The following is a 17,462-nucleotide window of genomic DNA, read 5'->3' as shown; positions in this document are numbered from 1 at the left end:
ACTCCCTCTCCCAGCGGGAGAGGAGCGTCGGGTGAACAGCGCCCCGCGCTGTTCAGGTCATGCTGGGGGCATGACCGACCCGACGCTGGGCCCATTGCGAAGCGATGGGAAGGGTGAGGGTGGGAGGTCGTACTCCAGTCACCCTCATCCGGCGCTTCGCGCCACCTTCTCCCAGGGGGAGAAGGATTTAAGGCGTCGATTCAACCCCCAGCCTGCCCATGCCAGACACCCGGCATGCCTATCCCTTGTACAACGCATCCAGCCGAGGCCCGTAAACTTCCTTCAGCACATGCCGCCGGATCTTCAGCGACGGCGTCAGCTGCTCGTTCTCGATCGTGAAATGCTGGTCGGCCAGGATGAAGCGACGGACGCGTTCGATCACCGACAGGTCCTTGTTGACCCGCTCGACCGCTGCGCCGATCGCGGTGCGGTAGCTGCTGTTCTCGGCCAGGCGCGAGAAATCGCAGGGATCGCCGTTCCTGGCGCACCATTCCTGGGTCCATTCCGGATCGGCGACCAGCACTGCGACCATATAGGGCTTGCGGTCGCCATAGATCATCGCCTGGATGATCTCGGGCTGCAGGGTCAGCATGCCCTCCACCTTTTGCGGCGCGACATTGTCGCCCTTGTCGTTGACGATGATGTCCTTCTTGCGATCGGTGATCTTGATCCGGCCCTTGTCGTCGATCAGGCCGATATCGCCGGTGTGCAGCCAGCCATCCTTCAGCACCCGCGCTGTCTCGGCCTCGTTGCGCCAGTAACCGTGCATCACCAGCTCGCCGCGCACCAGGATCTCGCCGTCCTCGGCGATGCGCACCTCGGTATTCTTCAGCGGCGGGCCGACCGTGTCCATGCGCAGGCCGACCGAGGGCCGGTTGCACGAAATGACCGGCGCCGACTCGGTCTGGCCGTACCCTTGCAGGAAGGTCAGCCCGAGCGACTGGAAGAAGATGCCGACCTCGGGCGTCAGCGGCGCGCCGCCCGACACCATCGCCTTCATCCGCCCGCCGAAGCGCTTCTGGATCTTGGGCTTGAGCGTCGCCCTGAGGAACAGGTTCATCGGCTGGTCGAGCAGGCCCAGCCGGCCTTCATATTCCTTGGCGCCGATATCCTGCGCCTTGCCGAGCAGATAGTTGGAGAATTTGCCCTGCTTCTCCACTGCCTTGGAGATGCGTGTGCGCAGAACCTCGAACAGCCGCGGCACCACGACCATGATGGTCGGGCGAGTCTCCTCGATATTGGAGGCGAGCTTGTCGAGCCCTTCCGCATAATAGATCTCGGCGCCCAGCCCGATCGGGAAATGCTGCCCGCCGGTATGCTCGTACGCGTGGGAGAGCGGGAGGAAGGACAGGAACACCTCGTCCTCCCAGCCGAAATCCTCCGAGATGACGGTGCAGCAGCCATCGACATTGTGCAGGATCGCGCCGTGATGCTGCATCACCCCGCGCGGGGCGCCGCCGGTGCCGCTGGTGTAGATGATGCAGGCGGTGTCGTCGCGCGTCGCGGTGCTGATGACGGCGGACGGGTCGGTCCTGTGGTCGGCGATCAGCTTCGACCAGCCATGCACCTCGAGCGAGCCGGATTGGCCGACTCGGATATCCTCCATGCCGATGACGATCTTGGCATGCTCGGCGCGGATCGCGGCGGGCAGCAGGGTCCTGGCCAGCTTCGCGGTCGATACGATCACTGCCTTCGCCGCCGAATTCCCGATGATATGGGTGTGATCGCGCTCGGTATTGGTGATGTAGGTCGGCACCGTGATGCAGCCTGCCGCCATGATCGCCAGGTCGCTGATGCACCATTCGGGGCGGTTCTCAGCCACGAGCATCACGCGGTCGCCGGGCTCGAGCCCGATCGCCTTCAGCGCGGTGGCGAGGCTCGCGACCTTCTCCGCGGTCTCGCGCCAGCTCGTCGACACCCAGGCATTGTCCGCCTTGTGCCAGAGGAACGGCTTGTCGCCTTTCTCGCGCGCGCGCGAGAAGAACATGGTGACCAGGTTGGGAAAATGTTCGAGCGTTCGCATGGTCTCTCCCGGGGAGGGGACGCGCCGTGTTCGGCTGCGCCTTCAAATAGTTCAGGGCAGGTCGCTGAGCGCTGTGCCGACACTCCTTGGATCCGCCGCGCCGACCCAGCCCTTGGCCGTCCGCTCGGCTGCATTCGCCTTGAGGCCAAGGCTGGATATCACGACCTGATGGCCAAGCTTTTCGAGCGGCGCCTTCATCGGTTCGAGCGCGGTGCCCATTTCGAGGATCAACGTCCGGCCGCTGAAATAGATCAGCCCCTGGCCGATCGACTCCTCGGCGCTCATGCCCCAGTCCAGATGCGCGATCAGCGCCTTGGCCACCTGCATGATGATCGTCTTGCCGCCCGCCGCGCCGACGGTGAAGATCGGCTTGCCCTTGGCGTCATAGACGATCGTCGGTGCCATCGACGACAGCGGGCGTTTGCCGCCCTCGACGCGATTGGCGACCGGCGCGCCGTTCTTCTCGGGTGCGAGGCTGAAATCGGTCAGCTCGTTGTTGAGGATATAACCGTTCGCCATCAACTGGCTGCCGAACGGCCCTTCCACGGTCGAGGTCATGCCGGCGATATCGCCTTCCTTGTCGACCGCGATGAAATGCGTGGTGCCGTGCACTTCGTTCTGGACGACGGCGGTGCGCGCCTGCGCCCCCGGCGGCGTGCCCGCCTCATAGGCCGGCAGGGTCGCGGTGGGGGAGATCAGCTTCGAGCGCTGGGCGAGATAGGCCGGGTCGATCATGCCCTTCACCGGCACCTGCACGAAATCGGTGTCGCCCAGATATTTCTCGCGGTCGGCATAGGCCAGTTCCATCGCCTCGCCGATCAGATGCCAGGCGACCGGCGAGCTCGGCCCCATTTTCTTAAGGTCGAACCGTTTCAGCATACCGAGAATCTCGAGCACGGTCACCGCGCCCGAGGAGGGCGGGCCCATGCCGCAAATCTTGTAGGTCCGGTAGAAACCGCACACCGGCGGCCGTTCCTTCGCCTGATAGGCCGCCAGGTCGGCGGTGGTCATGTCGCTGGTGTTGACGGTCGTGCCGGTCGCTGCGGCAACGATCGCCTTGGCATTGTCGCCGGCATAGAAAGCCTCCGGCCCCTCCTCGGCGATCCGGCGCAGGATCGCGGCAAGCGCGGGGTTCTTCATCGTCGATCCCATCGCGGGCACCTGGCCGTCGATGGTATATTGCCTGGCGATCTCCGGGAACCTGTCCCAGATGCGCGCCATGCCGGCGATGCGGTCGTTCAGCGGCTTGCTGACCTGATAGCCGTCCTCGGCCAGCTTGATCGCCGGGGCGAACAATGCCTTCCACGGCAGCTTGCCCCATTTCCGGTGGGCCAGCGCCATCAGCCGGATATTGCCGGGCACGCCCACCGACTTGCCGCCCTGGAATGCCTGGCCGAACGGCATCGGGTTGCCATCGGAGCCAAGGAAACGCTGGGGCGTCGCGGCGGCCGGCGCCTTTTCACGGCCGTCGATCGTGTCCATCTTGCCGGTCTTGCCGTCGTGATGGACCAGGAAGCCGCCGCCGCCGATGCCACTCGATTGCGGTTCGACCACGGTCAGCGCCAGCATCATCGCCATCGCCGCATCGGCGGCGCTGCCGCCTTCGCGCAAGATCTGCTGGCCGGCCTGGGTCGCACGCGGATCGGCGGAGGTGACGACTCCCTGGGCGGACGCGACGGGAGAGTAAACAAGGACGGCGAGCGCGAGCAGGAGCTTCTTCATAGGGCTCACGTGGTAGCGGTGGCTGTCGCTACGTCAACCGGCCCCGATGGCATCCGCGACATGATCATACCCATCTTGTTTCAGCAGGCGCGACAGGCCGCGCGCGATCCGGCGCGGCAGGCCCGGCCCCTCATAGACGAGCGCGGTATAGAGCTGGACCAGGCTCGCCCCGGCGCGGATTCGGGCATAGGCTTCCTCGGCGCTGCCGATTCCGCCGGCCGAGATCAGCGGCAGCGCGGTCCCGGTCGCCTTGCGGAAATCGGCAAGGCGCTGGCGAGCAAGCACCGCGAGCGGCGCGCCGGACAGACCGCCGGTCTCCTCGGCATGGGTCGATGTCAGGCCGGGGCGGGATATGGTCGTGTTGCTGACGATCAACCCGTCGATATGATGGTCGATCGCGGCGCGGGCGATCTCGTCGATCGCGGACGACTCCAGGTCGGGCGCGACCTTCAGGAACAGGGGCGGCCGCTGGATCGGCATGCGCCGCGCCTCGTCCGCCGCGGCGAGCAGCTCGGCCAGCGCCGCGCCGTGCTGCAGGTCGCGCAGGCCAGGCGTGTTGGGCGAACTGATGTTGATCGTGACATAATCGGCGATCTGCGCGGCTTTCTCGACGCCGTTGCGGTAGTCGGCGATGCGGTCGGCCGCATCCTTGTTCGCGCCGACATTGATGCCCAGCACGCCGCGCCGTTTCGCCTGCGCGGCGCGGGGCAGGGCGGCCTCGAGCCCGCCATTGTTGAACCCCATGCGGTTGATCACCGCGCGATCCTCGACCAGGCGGAACAGGCGCGGACGTGGGTTACCCGGCTGCGGTACCGGCGTCAGCGTGCCGATCTCCACCGCGCCAAGCCCGAGGCCGAAGAAGCCATCGATCGCCCGCCCGTCCTTGTCGACCCCCGCGGCGAGCCCGATCGGATTGGCGAATTCCACGCCGGCGACGTTGATGCGAAGCCGCGAATCGCCCGGTCCGGCGGCCAATGGCGTGCCCGCGCGACCCCATGCTTCGAGCATCGCGATCGTCAGGCCATGGGCGCGCTCGGCTTCGATGCTGAACAGGGCGGGGCGGAGCAGGGGGAACATCATGGAGGTCGCCTTTGGCATCGCCCTGCGCGCAGGTCAAAAATCATCCTAACCTGCGATAAGATTGCGACGAATATGACCGATTTGGCGCTTTCATCCAATACGACCGGATCGGACGCTGCTTTAACAAGCTTGCGACCCGAAGAGCTCCCAACAGGGGTCTCTTTCACTTGGCCCGGCCAGCTTGCTGGCCGGGCCTCTTTTCATTGGGCGCAGGGCCGGGTACATGTCGCTTCTGTACAAAAACAGGGGCGCATACATTGCCGGACATCCAGCTTGACTATGCGGTCCCGGCTGCCGACTTGGCCGAGTACATCACTCTTTTCTATCACTTCCGCGCGGATGTTCCCATGTTCGAGGACACCGAGCGCGCGGATCACGCGCAGATCCGCTTCCGCCTGTCTCCCGGCGGGTCCGATTACACCTTCCCGGACGGCACGGTGCAGGAGGCGGCCGAGACCCATGTCATCGGCCCGACCAGCGGCGCGATGGGGGTTCGCTGCTATGGCCCGGTCCTGGTGCTGGGCATGGGCGTGACCGCGACCGGCTGGGCCGCGCTGATCGGCAACGATGCGTCGAGCATGCTCAACCGCGTGATCGATGCGACCGACCTGTTCGGCGGGCCGAGGCTCCGCGCCGCCGCCAACGCGCTTCGCGCTGCGCCCGACATCCCGGCTCGGGTGGCGATCGCTGAACAATTGATCCGGGAACTGGTTCGCGGCTGCGATCGGGGCTCGATCGCCTTTGTCCGGCATGTCGATGCCTGGCTGGCGGGCAGCCCCTCGCCCGAGATGGAGGATCTGGTCGCCGCGACGAAGCTCTCGCGCCGCCAGGTCGAGCGCAAGTGCAAGGCGCTGTACGGCGCGCCGCCCAAGCTGCTCGCCCGCAAATATCGCGCGCTGCGCGCCGCGGTGGCCCTGGTCTCGGAAAGCCAGACGGTCGACGACCTGATCGCGCGCGGCTTCTACGACCAGTCGCACCTGATCCGCGAGGTGAAGCAGTTCACCGGCCACACCCCGCGCCAGATCAAGGCGGAACCGAGCCTGTTGGCGCAACTGACGATCAGCCAGCGGGTGGCGCTGGGCGGCCAGGTGAGCCCCCTGATCAGCGATACCTGACCTGTTCCTCCCCGTTCCGGGAGGATTTAGGGAGGATTTGGGTTGACCCCGGCCCCTCACGCCCCCACATGCCCAATCGGAACGAATCAATCCGATTGGACCAGATGCGCCTTTCCAGCCTTGCAGACTATGCGGTCGTGATGATGTCCGCCGCAGCCCGTCATTGCGGCGGCGCGGCGCGGCTGAACGCGACCCTGCTGGCGGAGGAAACAGGCCTGCCGTTGCCGACCGTGCAGAAACTGGTCAGCCGCCTGTCCGCAGCTGGGCTGATCGAGAGCGCACGCGGCACTGGCGGCGGCTTCCGCCTCGCCCGGCCGGCCGCGGCGATCAGCCTCGCCGATATCGTCGAGGCGATCGAGGGGCCGATCACCATGACCGCCTGTGTCGAAAATGGCAGCCATGATTGCTGCATCGAGGAGAATTGCCGGGTGAAGCCGCACTGGAACGTCGTCAACGGAGCGGTGAAGGGCGCGCTTGCTGGCGTCAGCCTCGCCAGCCTGTCGCAGGTGCCGGCATAATGGCAACGAAGAACGCAGAGGCACATGCCGCCGCGAACAAGACCTACGAATGGGGCTTCCATTCGGACATCGAGCAGGAATTCGCCCCCAAGGGTCTGAGCGAGGACACGGTCCGCTTCATCTCCGCCAAGAAGGGCGAGCCCGAATGGATGCTCGACTGGCGATTGAAGGCCTATCGCCTGTGGCTGGCCATGACTCCGCCCGACTGGGCCAAGCTCAATATCCCGCCGATCGATTACCAGGACGCCTATTATTACGCCGAGCCCAAGGCCAAGCCGAAGCTCGGCAGCCTTGACGAGGTCGATCCCGAGATCCTGCGCGTCTATGAAAAGCTCGGCATCCCGATCGAGGAGCAGAAGATGCTCGCCGGGGTCGAGGGCGCACGCAAGGTTGCGGTCGATGCGGTATTCGACAGCGTCTCGGTCGCGACGACCTTCCGCAAGGAGCTCGAAGCCGCGGGCGTGATCTTCCGTTCGATCAGCGAGGCGATCCGCGAATATCCCGATCTGGTGAAGAAGTGGCTCGGCAAGGTCGTGCCGCAGCACGACAACTACTTCGCGGCATTGAATTGCGCGGTCTTCTCCGACGGCACCTTCGTCTATATCCCGGAGGGCGTGCGCTGCCCGATGGAACTGAGCACCTATTTCCGTATCAATGCGGAGAATACCGGCCAGTTCGAACGCACGCTGATCGTCGCCGACAAGGGGTCGTACGTCTCGTACCTCGAAGGCTGCACCGCCCCGATGCGCGACGAGAACCAGCTCCACGCCGCCGTGGTCGAGCTGGTCGCGCTCGACGATGCCGAGATCAAATATTCGACGGTGCAGAACTGGTACCCCGGCGACGCCGAGGGCAAGGGCGGCATCTATAATTTCGTCACCAAGCGCGCGCTGTGCCAGGGCAGGAACTCCAAGGTCAGCTGGACTCAGGTGGAAACCGGCAGCGCGATCACCTGGAAATATCCGAGCTGCGTGCTCGCGGGCGAGAACAGCGTCGGCGAATTCTATTCGGTCGCGGTGACCAACAATCGCCAGCAGGCCGATACCGGCACCAAGATGATCCATCTCGGCAAGGGCAGCCGCTCGACCATCGTGTCGAAGGGCATCAGCGCCGGCCACAGCGACAACACCTATCGCGGCCTGGTGCGTGTCGCCCCGACCGCCGAGGGCGTGCGCAACTTCACCCAGTGCGACAGCCTGTTGCTGAGCGACCAGTGCGGCGCCCACACCGTGCCCTATATCGAGGTCCGCAACCCGTCCGCGCAGATCGAGCATGAGGCGACTACCTCGAAGATCAGCGAAGACCAGATGTTCTACGCCATGCAGCGCGGCCTCGATGCCGAAGCGGCAGTGGCGCTGATCGTCAACGGCTTCGCCCGCGAGGTGCTGCAGCAACTCCCGATGGAGTTCGCGGTCGAGGCGCAGAAGTTGCTGGGGATATCGCTCGAGGGGAGCGTTGGGTGATGGTCACCGCTCGCGCGGCCGCTGGCGTCATCCTGTTTTCCCTGTTGGTCGCCTGTTCACCCGGAACGCAATCCGGGGTCGTGCCCCAGGACAGGGCCTCTTGTGAGGCGGCCGTCAAACGGCGGCTTGCCGATGATCGGAAGAAGATCGAGCGGCAGGTGGCGAAACTGAAGGCTGCAAATGACGCTTCAGATGGGAAAACGACCCCGGATATGAACGCGGGGTACATGGAACTGGCCGATAGTTTGGCCGGATCACAGAACCGATACCAACTCGGGCTCCAAGATTGCGCGAAGTTAGGATAGTATGCTCAAGATTGAAAACCTCCACGCCGAAATCGACGGCAAGGAAATCCTCAAGGGCCTCTCGCTTGAGGTGAACGCGGGCGAAGTGCACGCGATCATGGGTCCGAACGGCGCCGGCAAGTCGACGCTCGGCTATGTGCTCGGCGGCCGACCCGGTTACGAGGTCACCTCGGGCACCGTCACCTTCGGGAGCCAGGACCTACTGGAAATGGCGCCGCACGAGCGTGCCGCCGCGGGCCTGTTCCTCGGCTTCCAGTATCCGGTCGAAATCCCGGGCGTCTCCAACGTCCAGTTTCTGCGCGAGGCGCTCAACGCCCAGCGCAAGGGCCGCGGCGAGGCGCCGCTGTCGGGTGGCGAATTCCTCAAGCTCGCCCGCGCCCAGGCCGACCTGCTGTCGATGGACCAGGAAATGCTCAAGCGCCCGGTCAATGTCGGTTTCTCGGGCGGCGAGAAGAAGCGCAACGAGATGGTCCAGATGGGCATCATCGGCCCGAAGCTGGCGATCCTCGACGAGACGGACAGCGGTCTCGACATCGATGCGCTCCGCGTCGTCGGCGACGGCATCAACCGCATCATGCGCGCGCCCGACAAGGCCGTGCTGCTGATCACCCATTACCAGCGGCTGCTCGACTATGTTCAGCCCGATTTCGTGCATGTGCTGGCCGATGGCCGGATCGTGCGATCCGGCGGGCCGGAACTGGCGCATGAACTCGAGCGCGAAGGTTATGGAGCGCTGGCTGCATGAACGCCGCAGGCATTTTCTTCTTCCTTCGCGCCTTCGCGTCTTCGCGTGAATCGAATTTCTTGTTCACGCGAAGACGCGAAGGCACGAAGATGGGGCATCCGCTGTGACCTCGCTCGCCATCCCGACCCGCCGCGATGAAGCGTGGCGCTATAGCGATCTCGATGCCGTCGCGACCGTCTGGCCGATCGCCGGGCCCGAAAAGATCCACGTCGCCGCCGGCGAGGAATTCACCCGCGTCATCGTACAGGATGCCGCCATCGACGAGGTCGCGATCCGCGATTATGCCGTCACGCTGGGCGCAGGCGCGCGTGCGACCTTCCATATCCTCAACACCGGCGGCAAGCTCGGCCGCATCGCGCTCGACGTGACCTTGCACGACGGCGCGCATTTCGAACTGGGCGGGGCGATCCTCGGCGGCGGCGAGCAGACGCTGGAGATCGTCACCACGATGCGCCATATCGAACCGAACGCGACCAGCAACCAGGTCGTGCGCTCGGTGCTGGGCGGGCGCGCGACGGGCAGCTATCTCGGCAAGGTCGCGGTCGCGCGCGACGCCCAGAAGACCGATGCGAGCCAGTCGGTCAAGGCGATGCTGCTGACCCGCACGGCGACCGCCAACGCCAAGCCAGAGCTGGAGATCTACGCCGACGATGTGAAGTGCGCCCACGGCGCGACCGTCGGCGAACTCGACGCGATGGCGCTGTTCTACCTCGCCAGCCGCGGCATCGCGCCCGCCGAGGCCAAGGCGCTGTTGCTGCGGGCGTTCATCGGATCGGTGTTCGATGGCGTCGCGGATGCGGGCGAGCGCGAAGCGGTGGAAGCAGCGGCACAGGCCGCGCTGGAGCGGATGCTGTGAGCGGAACGATTCGCCTTATCTCCCCTCCCTTTCAAGGGCGGGGCAAGGGGTGGGTGCAGCGACGCGGCGGGCTCGATGCCCGGCGTGGCGCTTTGACCTTGATGCGGCGAGTCTTTTTGAGCGCGCAGACGCGCGCACCCACCCCCAACCCCGCCCTTGAAAGGGAGGGGCTTTAGAAATGACCGTCCTCACCGACACCCGCCCCCTCGACCTGCTCGCCGATTTCCCGGCGATCCCGGAGGGCTGGGCCTATCTCGACACCGCAGCCACGGCGCAGAAGCCCCAGCCGGTGATCGACGCCATCAACCGCGGCTATGCCGAGACCTACGCCACCGTCCACCGCGGCGTGTACCAGCGCTCCGCCGACATGACGCTCGCCTATGAGGCAGCGCGCAAGAAGGTCGCCCGCTTCATCGGTGCCGGCAGCGCCGACGAGATCGTCTTCGTACGCGGCGCGACCGAGGGCATCAATCTCGTTGCCCAGTGCTGGGCGCGCGAGCAGTTGAAGACGGGCGACCGCATCCTGCTCTCCACGCTCGAGCATCATTCCAACATCGTCCCATGGCAGATGGCGGCAGAACGCGTCGGTGCGGTGATCGACGTCATCCCGCTGACCGCCGACCACCGCATCGATCTCGACGCGATGGCCGCAATGATCACGCCCGCGCACAAGCTGGTTGCGCTCGCTCATGTCTCGAACGTGCTCGGATCTCTGCTGGACGCAAAGCGCGCCGCCGATATCGCGCACTCGGCCGGCGCGAAGATCCTGCTCGACGGCTGCCAGGCAGTGCCGCGCATGGCCGTGGATGTCGCCGCGCTCGACTGCGACTTCTACGTCTTCTCCGGCCACAAGCTCTACGGCCCGACCGGCATCGGCGTGCTCTGGGCGCGGCCCGAGTTGCTCGAGGCGATGCCGCCTTATCAGGGTGGCGGGTCGATGATCGACCGGGTCACCTTCGCAAAGACCACCTACGCGCCACCGCCGGGACGGTTCGAGGCAGGCACGCCGCATATCGTTGGCGCACTCGGCCTGCATGCGGCGATCGAGTATGTCGAGCGGATCGGCCTCGATGCGATCCATGCGCACGAGACAGCTCTGGTCGCAAAGACGCGAGAGGCGCTGTCGCAGATCAACTCGGTCACGCTCTACGGCCCCGAGGATTCGGCGGGAATCGTCAGCTTCTCGATTCTGGGGGTGCATCCGCACGACGTCGGCACCATCTTGGACGAGGAGCGGGTCGCGATCCGTGCCGGGCACCATTGCGCGCAGCCATTGATGGAGGCGCTCGGTGTGCCGGCGACGGCGCGGGCAAGCTTCGGCGTGTATAACGGCGCGGCGGACGTGGATGCGCTGGTGCGCGGGATCGAACGGGTAACGAGGATCTTCGGATGAACGAAGAGCGTAAGATTGTGGTTGAAGAAGTGGACTCGGTCGAGGCGCCGCCCAAGGCGCGCGTCGATGGCGGAGTGACGGAGACGTTCGAACGCAAGCGCGACTATCTGGAGGGTTTCCTCTCGCAGAAGCCGCAGGGCTTGCCTTCGGGCGAACCGGGCGGCGCGCTGTATGAGGCGGTCGTCGACGCGCTCAAGGAAATCTACGATCCGGAAATCCCGGTGAACATCTACGATCTCGGCCTGATCTACGGCGTCGAGGTGACGGATGAGGGCCATGCGGTGGTGACGATGACGCTCACCACGCCGCATTGCCCGGTCGCCGAATCCATGCCCGCCGAGGTCGAGCTGCGCGTCGGCTCGGTCCCGGGCGTCGGCACGGCGGACGTCAATCTCGTCTGGGATCCGCCATGGGATCCGCAGAAGATGTCGGACGATGCGAAGCTCGAACTGGGGATGCTGTAATGGCGACCACCGCACGCGTGCGCCCAGCGGCGCTGATCCTGACCCCGACCGCTGAGGCGCGGATCACGGAACTGATGGCCAAGGCGCCCGAGGGCACGATCGGCGTGAAGCTCTCGACCCCGCGTCGCGGCTGCTCGGGGCTCGCTTATTCGGTCGACTATGTCACCGAGGCGAAGCCGTTCGACGAACGCATCGACACGCCCGGCGGCACCTTGTTCGTCGATGGCGGATCGATCCTGTATCTGATCGGATCGACCATGAACTGGGTCGAGGACGATTTCACCGCCGGCTTCGTGTTCCAGAACCCCAACGCCAAGGGCGAATGCGGCTGCGGCGAGAGCTTTACGGTTTAAGGTTGATCTCCCGACCCCCGTTCGTTTCGAGCGAAGTCGAGAAACCAGGCCTGGCGCTCCCTCAATGTTTCTCGGCTTCGCTCGAAACGAACGGAGAGAGATGATTGGATCTGGGCAAATCGATATCGGGCGGCATCGATTCAAAGTTTCGATCGGCCATGGCAATGTGAAAGTCGGATCGGATTTTCGGGTGCGGTTCCGCTCTTTCTCAGGTTGAATATGCAAAACTGCCCAGCGCCGGCGTCAGCCTGTTCCACGACATCCCCACCTGTTATCCACCTGTTCCGCACCTGTTATTCGATTAACAGGTGGCGGCTTTCATCGCTTTGAGAATGCACGAGAAAATCGAACGATTTCTCCAACATAACAGGTGCGAAAAAAATAATCAGGAAATAACAGGTAAAACAGGTGCCTCGGGAGGCATCCCCGGCGCTATCCGTCCGACTCCTGGGCCGGCTTCTTCCGCATCAGCGCCGTCCGCAGACACGAACAGACCTCTTCGTCCCGCTGGTTGATCATTCGGTGCCGAAACGTCACCAGCCCGGCGTCAGACCGCGACTTGCTTTCGCGCAGCTCCACCACTTCGGTCTCGCACCGCAAGGTATCGCCGATGAACACGGGTTTCGGCATCACCAGCTTGTCATACCCCAGGTTCGCCACCAGCGTGCCGAGCGTCGTATCGCCAACCGACACCCCGACCATCAACGCGAACGTGAAGGTGCCGTTGACGACGATCCGCCCGAACTCGGTCGCGCCGGCGTACTCGGCGTCGAGGTGAAGCGGCTGCGGATTATGGGTGAGGGTGGACATCAGCAGATTGTCGGTTTCGGTCACCGTGCGCCGGATCTCATGGACGATCCGGTCGCCCACCTGCCATTCGTCATAGAACCTGCCGGCCATCAGCCCATGCCTCCCAGGGTGCGTCCCGCCGTCCAGCCGCCATCGGCCGGTAGCACCACGCCCGAGACATAGCGCGCATAGTCGGAGGCGAGGAACAGGCAGACATCGGCGACATCGTCGACCGTGCCCATCCGCCCCAGCGGCACCGACTTCGCCGATCGCGCCTTGGCCTCAGGCGTGGGCGCCAGCCGCTCCATACCCTCGGTGCCGGCGATCGGTCCCGGCGAGACCGAGTTCACCCGCACGCCTTCCGGCCCCCATTCGATCGCAAGCGTCTTGGTGATCATGTCGACCCCGGCCTTGGCCGCGCAGACATGGACCTGGAACGGCGTGGCGATGAACGCCTGGGGCGCCGAGATGTTGATGATGCTCGCGCCCGGCTTGGTCAGATGCTCGTACGCGGCGCGCATCACATGGAAGGTGCCGAGCGTGTCGATCTCGGTCACGGCTTTGAAGCCGTTGGAGCTGAGCATCGCCGCCGCGACAGGGAAGTTGCCCGCCGCGCCCGACACCAGCACGTCGATCATGCCGCGTTGCGCGCGGAAATCGTCGATCGCGGCCTTCACCGCATCATAGTCGCGCACGTCGAGGCTGTAGCCGAGCGCTGGCGTATTCTCCGAGAGTGCCGCGACCGCCGCGTCGACCTTGTCCTGGCTGCGGCTGGCAACGGCCAGCTTCGCCCCGCACCGCGCAAAGGATTTGGCGATGCCCAGGTTGATCCCGCTGGTCCCGCCGAACACCATCACGGTCTTGCCGGTGAAATCGAAGCCGTCGGCCATATCCATCCCCTGTTGTTTTTTCAGAGCTTCAGCTTGAACCCGGCATGGCTCTTGTTCCAGCCCATCTGCTCGTAGAAGCGATGCGCATCGGTTCGCGTCGACATCGAGGTAAGCTGCGCCATATGGCAGCCCCGCTCGCGGAACAGCGCGACCGCCCATTCGATCATCTGCTTGCCGAGCCCCTGGCCGCGCAGATCGCTCGCGATCCGCACAGCCTCGATCTGCCCGCGCCATCCGCCGCGAAAGGCGATGCCGGGCAGGAAGCTCAGCTGCATCGTGCCGACCACCACCCCGTCGAGTTCCGCCACGACCTGCATCTGGTTCGGATCGGCGGCGATCGCCTTGAACGCGGCGAGATAACGCGGATCGAGCGGCAGGCTCGCATCCTCACGCCCCTTGCTCTGCTCGTCGTCATCGAGCAGTCCGACGATCGTGGGGAGATCGTCAGCGGTGGCGGTGCGGAAGATGACGCTCATTAGGCTCGCTCGATCCGCGCAAGCACCGCGCCCTCGCTCACCTGCCCGCCAGTCTCTGCGCTCAACTCCGCCACGGTCCCGTCGAACGGCGCGACGAGGCTATGCTCCATCTTCATCGCTTCGAGCGTGAGCAGCTTCTGGCCCTTGGTGACGGTCTCGCCCGCCGTCACTTCGACTGCGATGATCCGGCCGGGCATGGGCGAGAGGATCGCGCCGTCGGCGGCGGCGCCCGCGGCGCCTGCACCCTCAGCACGATAGGGCCGGGTCTCGAATGCGGCACCATTCTCGAAGAGCGTAGTAGACTGGCCGATCTGAACATAGCCCGGATTGTCGTCGAAATAGGAGCTGCGTCCCCATTCTCCGACATAATCGACCTGCGTCGCACGGCCATCGACGGCCAACCAAACGCGACGATTGACCGGTGCATTCAGCCGGAAGCCGAGCATTCCGCGCAACCGATCGAAATCCGGATCGCCGACTCGGCCGATCACGAAATCGTCATGGAATATCGCCTGGTCGGCCGCCGCCTGGAGCAACGCTGGCCCGGGCTGGGGCGCGCTTGTCAGACCCTCCGCGTGATCGGCGATGAAGCCGGTCGTCATATCGCCCGCCGCGAAGGCCGGTTCCTTCAGCAGCCGTGCGAGGAACCAGGCATTGGTCTTCACCGGTTCGCACATCACATGCGCGCAGCCTTCGGCAAGATCGCTCAACACCTGGTCGCGCGTTTTCGCATGAGCGACGAGTTTCGCAATCATCGGATCGTAAAAGGGGGAAATCGCATCGCCTTCTTCGACGCCCGTTTCGATCCGCAGATCTTGTGGTAGCCACAGATAATCCAGCGGCCCGGTGGACGGGAGGAATCCGGTTGCGGGATTCTCGGCATAGAGCCGCGCCTCCATCGCCCAGCCATTGATGGCCAACTCATCCTGCCGCTTCGGCAGTGGCTCGCCCGACGCCACCCGCAACTGCCACTCGACCAGATCCTGCCCGGTGATCTCCTCGGTCACCGGATGCTCGACCTGAAGCCGCGTATTCATCTCCATGAACCAGATGCGGTCGGCACGCAGGCCTTCGCTGGCATCGGCGATGAACTCGATCGTGCCGGCGCCGACATAGTCGACTGCCTTGGCCGCCTTTACCGCCGCGGCGCAGATCGCTTCCCGCGTCGCCTCGTCCATGCCGGGGGCGGGGGCCTCCTCGATCACTTTCTGGTGGCGGCGCTGCAGCGAGCAGTCGCGCTCGAACAGGTGGACGACATTGCCATGGCTGTCGCCGAACACCTGCACCTCGATGTGCCGCGGCGAGAGGATGTATTTCTCGATCAGCACCTGGCTGTTGCCGAAAGAGGACGCCGCCTCGCGCTGGCAGGAGAGCAGCGCATCGGCGAAATCCTCCGGCGCGTCGACCCGGCGCATGCCCTTGCCGCCACCGCCAGCGACCGCCTTGATCAGCACCGGATAGCCGACTGCTGCGGCCTCTGCCGCGAGCCGTTCGGGCGACTGATCCTCACCGAGATAGCCCGGCGTAACCGGCACGCCGGCGGCGATCATCCGTTCCTTGGCGGCATCCTTCAGCCCCATCGCGCGGATGCTGGCGGGGTTCGGGCCGACCCAGACGATGCCGGCATCGATCACTGCCTGCGCGAAGTCGGCATTCTCCGACAGGAAGCCGTAACCGGGATGGATCGCCTCGGCCCCCGTCTGCTTGGCGGCGGCGATGATCTTCTCGCCCACCAGATAGCTTTCGCGCGCCGGGGAGGGCCCGATATGCACTGCCTCATCGGCCTGGCGCACATGCAGCGCCTTCGCATCCGCGTCTGAATAGACCGCGACGGTACGTACGCCCATTGCCCGCGCGGTGCGGATGATCCGGCAGGCGATCTCGCCGCGATTGGCGATGAGGAGGGACTTGATCACGCGCCCATTCCTTCGCAGCCGACGGTCTCGACCGTCCAGGTGATGTTCTGAATCTTCCAGCTCCCCGCATCGCGCACGAGATCGAAATGCTGGTGCCCGCAATGCCGCACCTTGCCGTCGATCGCGAAAGTGTACCGCCCCCGCACCATGGCCATCTCGCCATCGACCCGCACCATCGGATCGATCATCCGTTCCTCATATTTCTCAGGGCCAGGCGTCGCGGCGGCATAGGCATCCAGCGCGGCGTTGCGGACCTTGGTGGTGCCGTCCGCCGCGACCATGATCACGGTCGCGGTGCCGGTGGGGCGCAGCTGGGCGCGAACGGCCGCTTCGTCGCGCGCCGACACCCCGGCGAGCGCTGCCTCGACGGTCGCCAGGACCTTCTTGCCTTCGTCAGGGCCCGATGCCGCAAGGGCGAGGAACAGCAGCAAGGACAAATCAGCCCTCGCAACCCGTGGCGCGCGCGGACCAGGTGATGTTGACGATCTTCCACGCCCCGGCCTCGCGCGCCAGGTCGAAATGGTCGACGCCGCAATGATGCGCCTTGCCGTCGATGAAGAAGGTATAGGGCGCCCAGACCATCGCGATGTCGCCGTCGATCTCGATCGCGGGATTGCTGATGCGCTCCTCATATTTCTCGGGGCCGGGTTTGACGCCCGCGGCGAACTCGGCCCAGCTCATATGGCGGACCGTGCGCGTGCCGTTGGGCGCTTCATTGGCGACGGTGGCGCCGCCATCGGGGCGGAGTTGCGCGAGGATCGCCGCGGAATCGCGCGCGGCGAGGCCTGCGAACAACGCGTTGATCGGCGCCATCACTGCGCCTTCGTCGGTGCCGGGGGGCGGCAGGCCGGTGCCCTTGGGCATTGGCTGCATCGGCGTGACCTGGGCGAGAAGGGCAAGGATCAGGGACATTGAATATCTCCGGACAAAAATTCCTCCCCGGAACGGGGAGGGGGACCGCTCGAGTGGTGGAGGGGCTGGTCGGGGGTAACGCTCGCCACAATAAAAGCGACCACGGCCGCCACATCATCGAGAACGGCCTGAGCCGGGATTCGAACCACCCGAACACCCTCACGAGCAAGCCAGGCATCGCGAAGCTGATCCTTCGCTGGCTTGTCGCCGCGCCCATGCGCTTCGCCATCAACCTCGATCGCCACTTTCGCGCTCGCGCAGAAGAAATCGAGTACATAGCCGCCGGCCGGATGCTGGTGACGAAACTTCAGGCCTCCTGGCCGCGTGCGTAGCGCGGTCCAGAGCAGGACTTCAGGCAAGGTCATCTCCTTGCGCAAGCGTCGTGCAAGGCGGACGGTCTGAGCAGGCCCGGTCAGCACGTCCCAAGCCCCTCCACCATCCT

At 65.2% G+C, this 17,462-nt stretch carries 19 protein-coding genes; 9 read left to right on the top strand and 10 right to left on the bottom strand.

All coding sequences use genetic code 11. The features are described 5' to 3' along the window. Positions 1 to 238 precede the first annotated feature (238 nt). The 3 genes from AC1RT8_RS21175 to AC1RT8_RS21165 are packed head-to-tail and all read right to left on the bottom strand — an operon-like array spanning position 239 to position 4,825. Positions 239 to 2,023, bottom strand: coding sequence for an AMP-dependent synthetase/ligase (locus AC1RT8_RS21175; RefSeq protein ID WP_493078099.1), 1,785 nt, complete (start codon positions 2,021 to 2,023; stop codon positions 239 to 241). Positions 2,024 to 2,074: 51 nt separating this feature from the next. Continuing rightward, positions 2,075 to 3,745: a gamma-glutamyltransferase gene (ggt, locus tag AC1RT8_RS21170; RefSeq protein ID WP_493078098.1), complete on the bottom strand. Its 1,671-nt coding sequence runs from the start codon at positions 3,743 to 3,745 to the stop codon at positions 2,075 to 2,077. 33 nt (positions 3,746 to 3,778) lie between these two features. Further along, positions 3,779 to 4,825, bottom strand: coding sequence for a quinone-dependent dihydroorotate dehydrogenase (locus tag AC1RT8_RS21165; RefSeq protein ID WP_493078097.1), 1,047 nt, complete (start codon positions 4,823 to 4,825; stop codon positions 3,779 to 3,781). Positions 4,826 to 5,172: 347 nt separating this feature from the next. Between AC1RT8_RS21165 and AC1RT8_RS21160 the strand changes: the two genes are divergently transcribed. The 9 genes from AC1RT8_RS21160 to AC1RT8_RS21120 all read left to right on the top strand — a co-directional run bounded on the left by AC1RT8_RS21160 (position 5,173) and on the right by AC1RT8_RS21120 (position 12,037). Then, the gene (locus tag AC1RT8_RS21160; protein WP_493078095.1) at positions 5,173 to 5,940 is read left to right on the top strand and encodes a helix-turn-helix domain-containing protein; all 768 of its coding nucleotides are present in this window, start codon (positions 5,173 to 5,175) and stop codon (positions 5,938 to 5,940) included. A gap of 104 nt (positions 5,941 to 6,044) precedes the next feature. Continuing rightward, on the top strand, positions 6,045 to 6,458 hold the full coding sequence (locus tag AC1RT8_RS21155; protein ID WP_493078093.1) for an SUF system Fe-S cluster assembly regulator: 414 nt from the start codon (positions 6,045 to 6,047) through the stop codon (positions 6,456 to 6,458). Beyond that, positions 6,458 to 7,921 (top strand): Fe-S cluster assembly protein SufB, encoded by a 1,464-nt coding sequence (gene sufB, locus AC1RT8_RS21150; RefSeq protein ID WP_493078092.1) that lies wholly within the window; start codon positions 6,458 to 6,460, stop codon positions 7,919 to 7,921. The genes AC1RT8_RS21155 and sufB overlap by 1 nt, the downstream gene beginning before the upstream one ends. Beyond that, complete coding sequence (locus AC1RT8_RS21145) at positions 7,918 to 8,226, top strand: hypothetical protein (protein WP_493078091.1); 309 nt, start codon at positions 7,918 to 7,920, stop codon at positions 8,224 to 8,226. The genes sufB and AC1RT8_RS21145 overlap by 4 nt, the downstream gene beginning before the upstream one ends. Before the next feature lies 1 nt (position 8,227). Continuing rightward, complete coding sequence (gene sufC, locus AC1RT8_RS21140; protein WP_493078089.1) at positions 8,228 to 8,971, top strand: Fe-S cluster assembly ATPase SufC; 744 nt, start codon at positions 8,228 to 8,230, stop codon at positions 8,969 to 8,971. 103 nt (positions 8,972 to 9,074) lie between these two features. Next, complete coding sequence (locus tag AC1RT8_RS21135) at positions 9,075 to 9,827, top strand: SufD family Fe-S cluster assembly protein (RefSeq protein WP_493078087.1); 753 nt, start codon at positions 9,075 to 9,077, stop codon at positions 9,825 to 9,827. A gap of 178 nt (positions 9,828 to 10,005) precedes the next feature. Then, the gene (locus AC1RT8_RS21130; RefSeq protein WP_493078086.1) at positions 10,006 to 11,220 is read left to right on the top strand and encodes a cysteine desulfurase; all 1,215 of its coding nucleotides are present in this window, start codon (positions 10,006 to 10,008) and stop codon (positions 11,218 to 11,220) included. Further along, a complete protein-coding gene (locus tag AC1RT8_RS21125; RefSeq protein WP_493078084.1) occupies positions 11,217 to 11,684 on the top strand; it encodes an SUF system Fe-S cluster assembly protein in 468 nt (155 codons plus the stop codon). The genes AC1RT8_RS21130 and AC1RT8_RS21125 overlap by 4 nt, the downstream gene beginning before the upstream one ends. Beyond that, positions 11,684 to 12,037, top strand: a complete 354-nt coding sequence (locus AC1RT8_RS21120) for a HesB/IscA family protein (RefSeq protein ID WP_372853041.1) — start codon at positions 11,684 to 11,686, stop codon at positions 12,035 to 12,037. Before AC1RT8_RS21125 ends, AC1RT8_RS21120 begins: the two co-directional genes overlap by 1 nt. Positions 12,038 to 12,469: 432 nt before the next feature. On the opposite strand, the gene AC1RT8_RS21115 is transcribed toward AC1RT8_RS21120, so the two are convergent. The 7 genes from AC1RT8_RS21115 to AC1RT8_RS21085 are packed head-to-tail and all read right to left on the bottom strand — an operon-like array spanning position 12,470 to position 17,439. Next, the gene (locus AC1RT8_RS21115; RefSeq protein WP_493078083.1) at positions 12,470 to 12,937 is read right to left on the bottom strand and encodes a MaoC family dehydratase; all 468 of its coding nucleotides are present in this window, start codon (positions 12,935 to 12,937) and stop codon (positions 12,470 to 12,472) included. Next, entirely contained in the window at positions 12,937 to 13,716 is a 780-nt protein-coding gene (locus AC1RT8_RS21110; protein WP_493078082.1) for an SDR family oxidoreductase, read from the bottom strand. Before AC1RT8_RS21110 ends, AC1RT8_RS21115 begins: the two co-directional genes overlap by 1 nt. A 20-nt stretch (positions 13,717 to 13,736) precedes the next feature. Next, on the bottom strand, positions 13,737 to 14,192 hold the full coding sequence (locus AC1RT8_RS21105; RefSeq protein ID WP_493078080.1) for a GNAT family N-acetyltransferase: 456 nt from the start codon (positions 14,190 to 14,192) through the stop codon (positions 13,737 to 13,739). Further along, positions 14,192 to 16,108 (bottom strand): acetyl/propionyl/methylcrotonyl-CoA carboxylase subunit alpha, encoded by a 1,917-nt coding sequence (locus tag AC1RT8_RS21100; RefSeq protein ID WP_493078079.1) that lies wholly within the window; start codon positions 16,106 to 16,108, stop codon positions 14,192 to 14,194. Before AC1RT8_RS21100 ends, AC1RT8_RS21105 begins: the two co-directional genes overlap by 1 nt. Next, the gene (locus AC1RT8_RS21095; protein ID WP_493078077.1) at positions 16,105 to 16,545 is read right to left on the bottom strand and encodes a DUF4440 domain-containing protein; all 441 of its coding nucleotides are present in this window, start codon (positions 16,543 to 16,545) and stop codon (positions 16,105 to 16,107) included. Before AC1RT8_RS21095 ends, AC1RT8_RS21100 begins: the two co-directional genes overlap by 4 nt. Position 16,546: 1 nt before the next feature. Then, positions 16,547 to 17,020 (bottom strand): nuclear transport factor 2 family protein, encoded by a 474-nt coding sequence (locus tag AC1RT8_RS21090; protein WP_372853029.1) that lies wholly within the window; start codon positions 17,018 to 17,020, stop codon positions 16,547 to 16,549. Beyond that, positions 17,011 to 17,439, bottom strand: coding sequence for an endonuclease domain-containing protein (locus AC1RT8_RS21085; protein WP_493078075.1), 429 nt, complete (start codon positions 17,437 to 17,439; stop codon positions 17,011 to 17,013). The genes AC1RT8_RS21090 and AC1RT8_RS21085 overlap by 10 nt, the downstream gene beginning before the upstream one ends. Between the last annotated feature and the right edge of the window lie 23 nt (positions 17,440 to 17,462).

Source organism: Sphingomonas sp. GW821-FHT10F11, assembly GCF_058809095.1.
The sequence above is the reverse complement of the archived record's forward strand: the minus strand, read 5'-3'. Positions and strand labels throughout refer to the sequence as shown.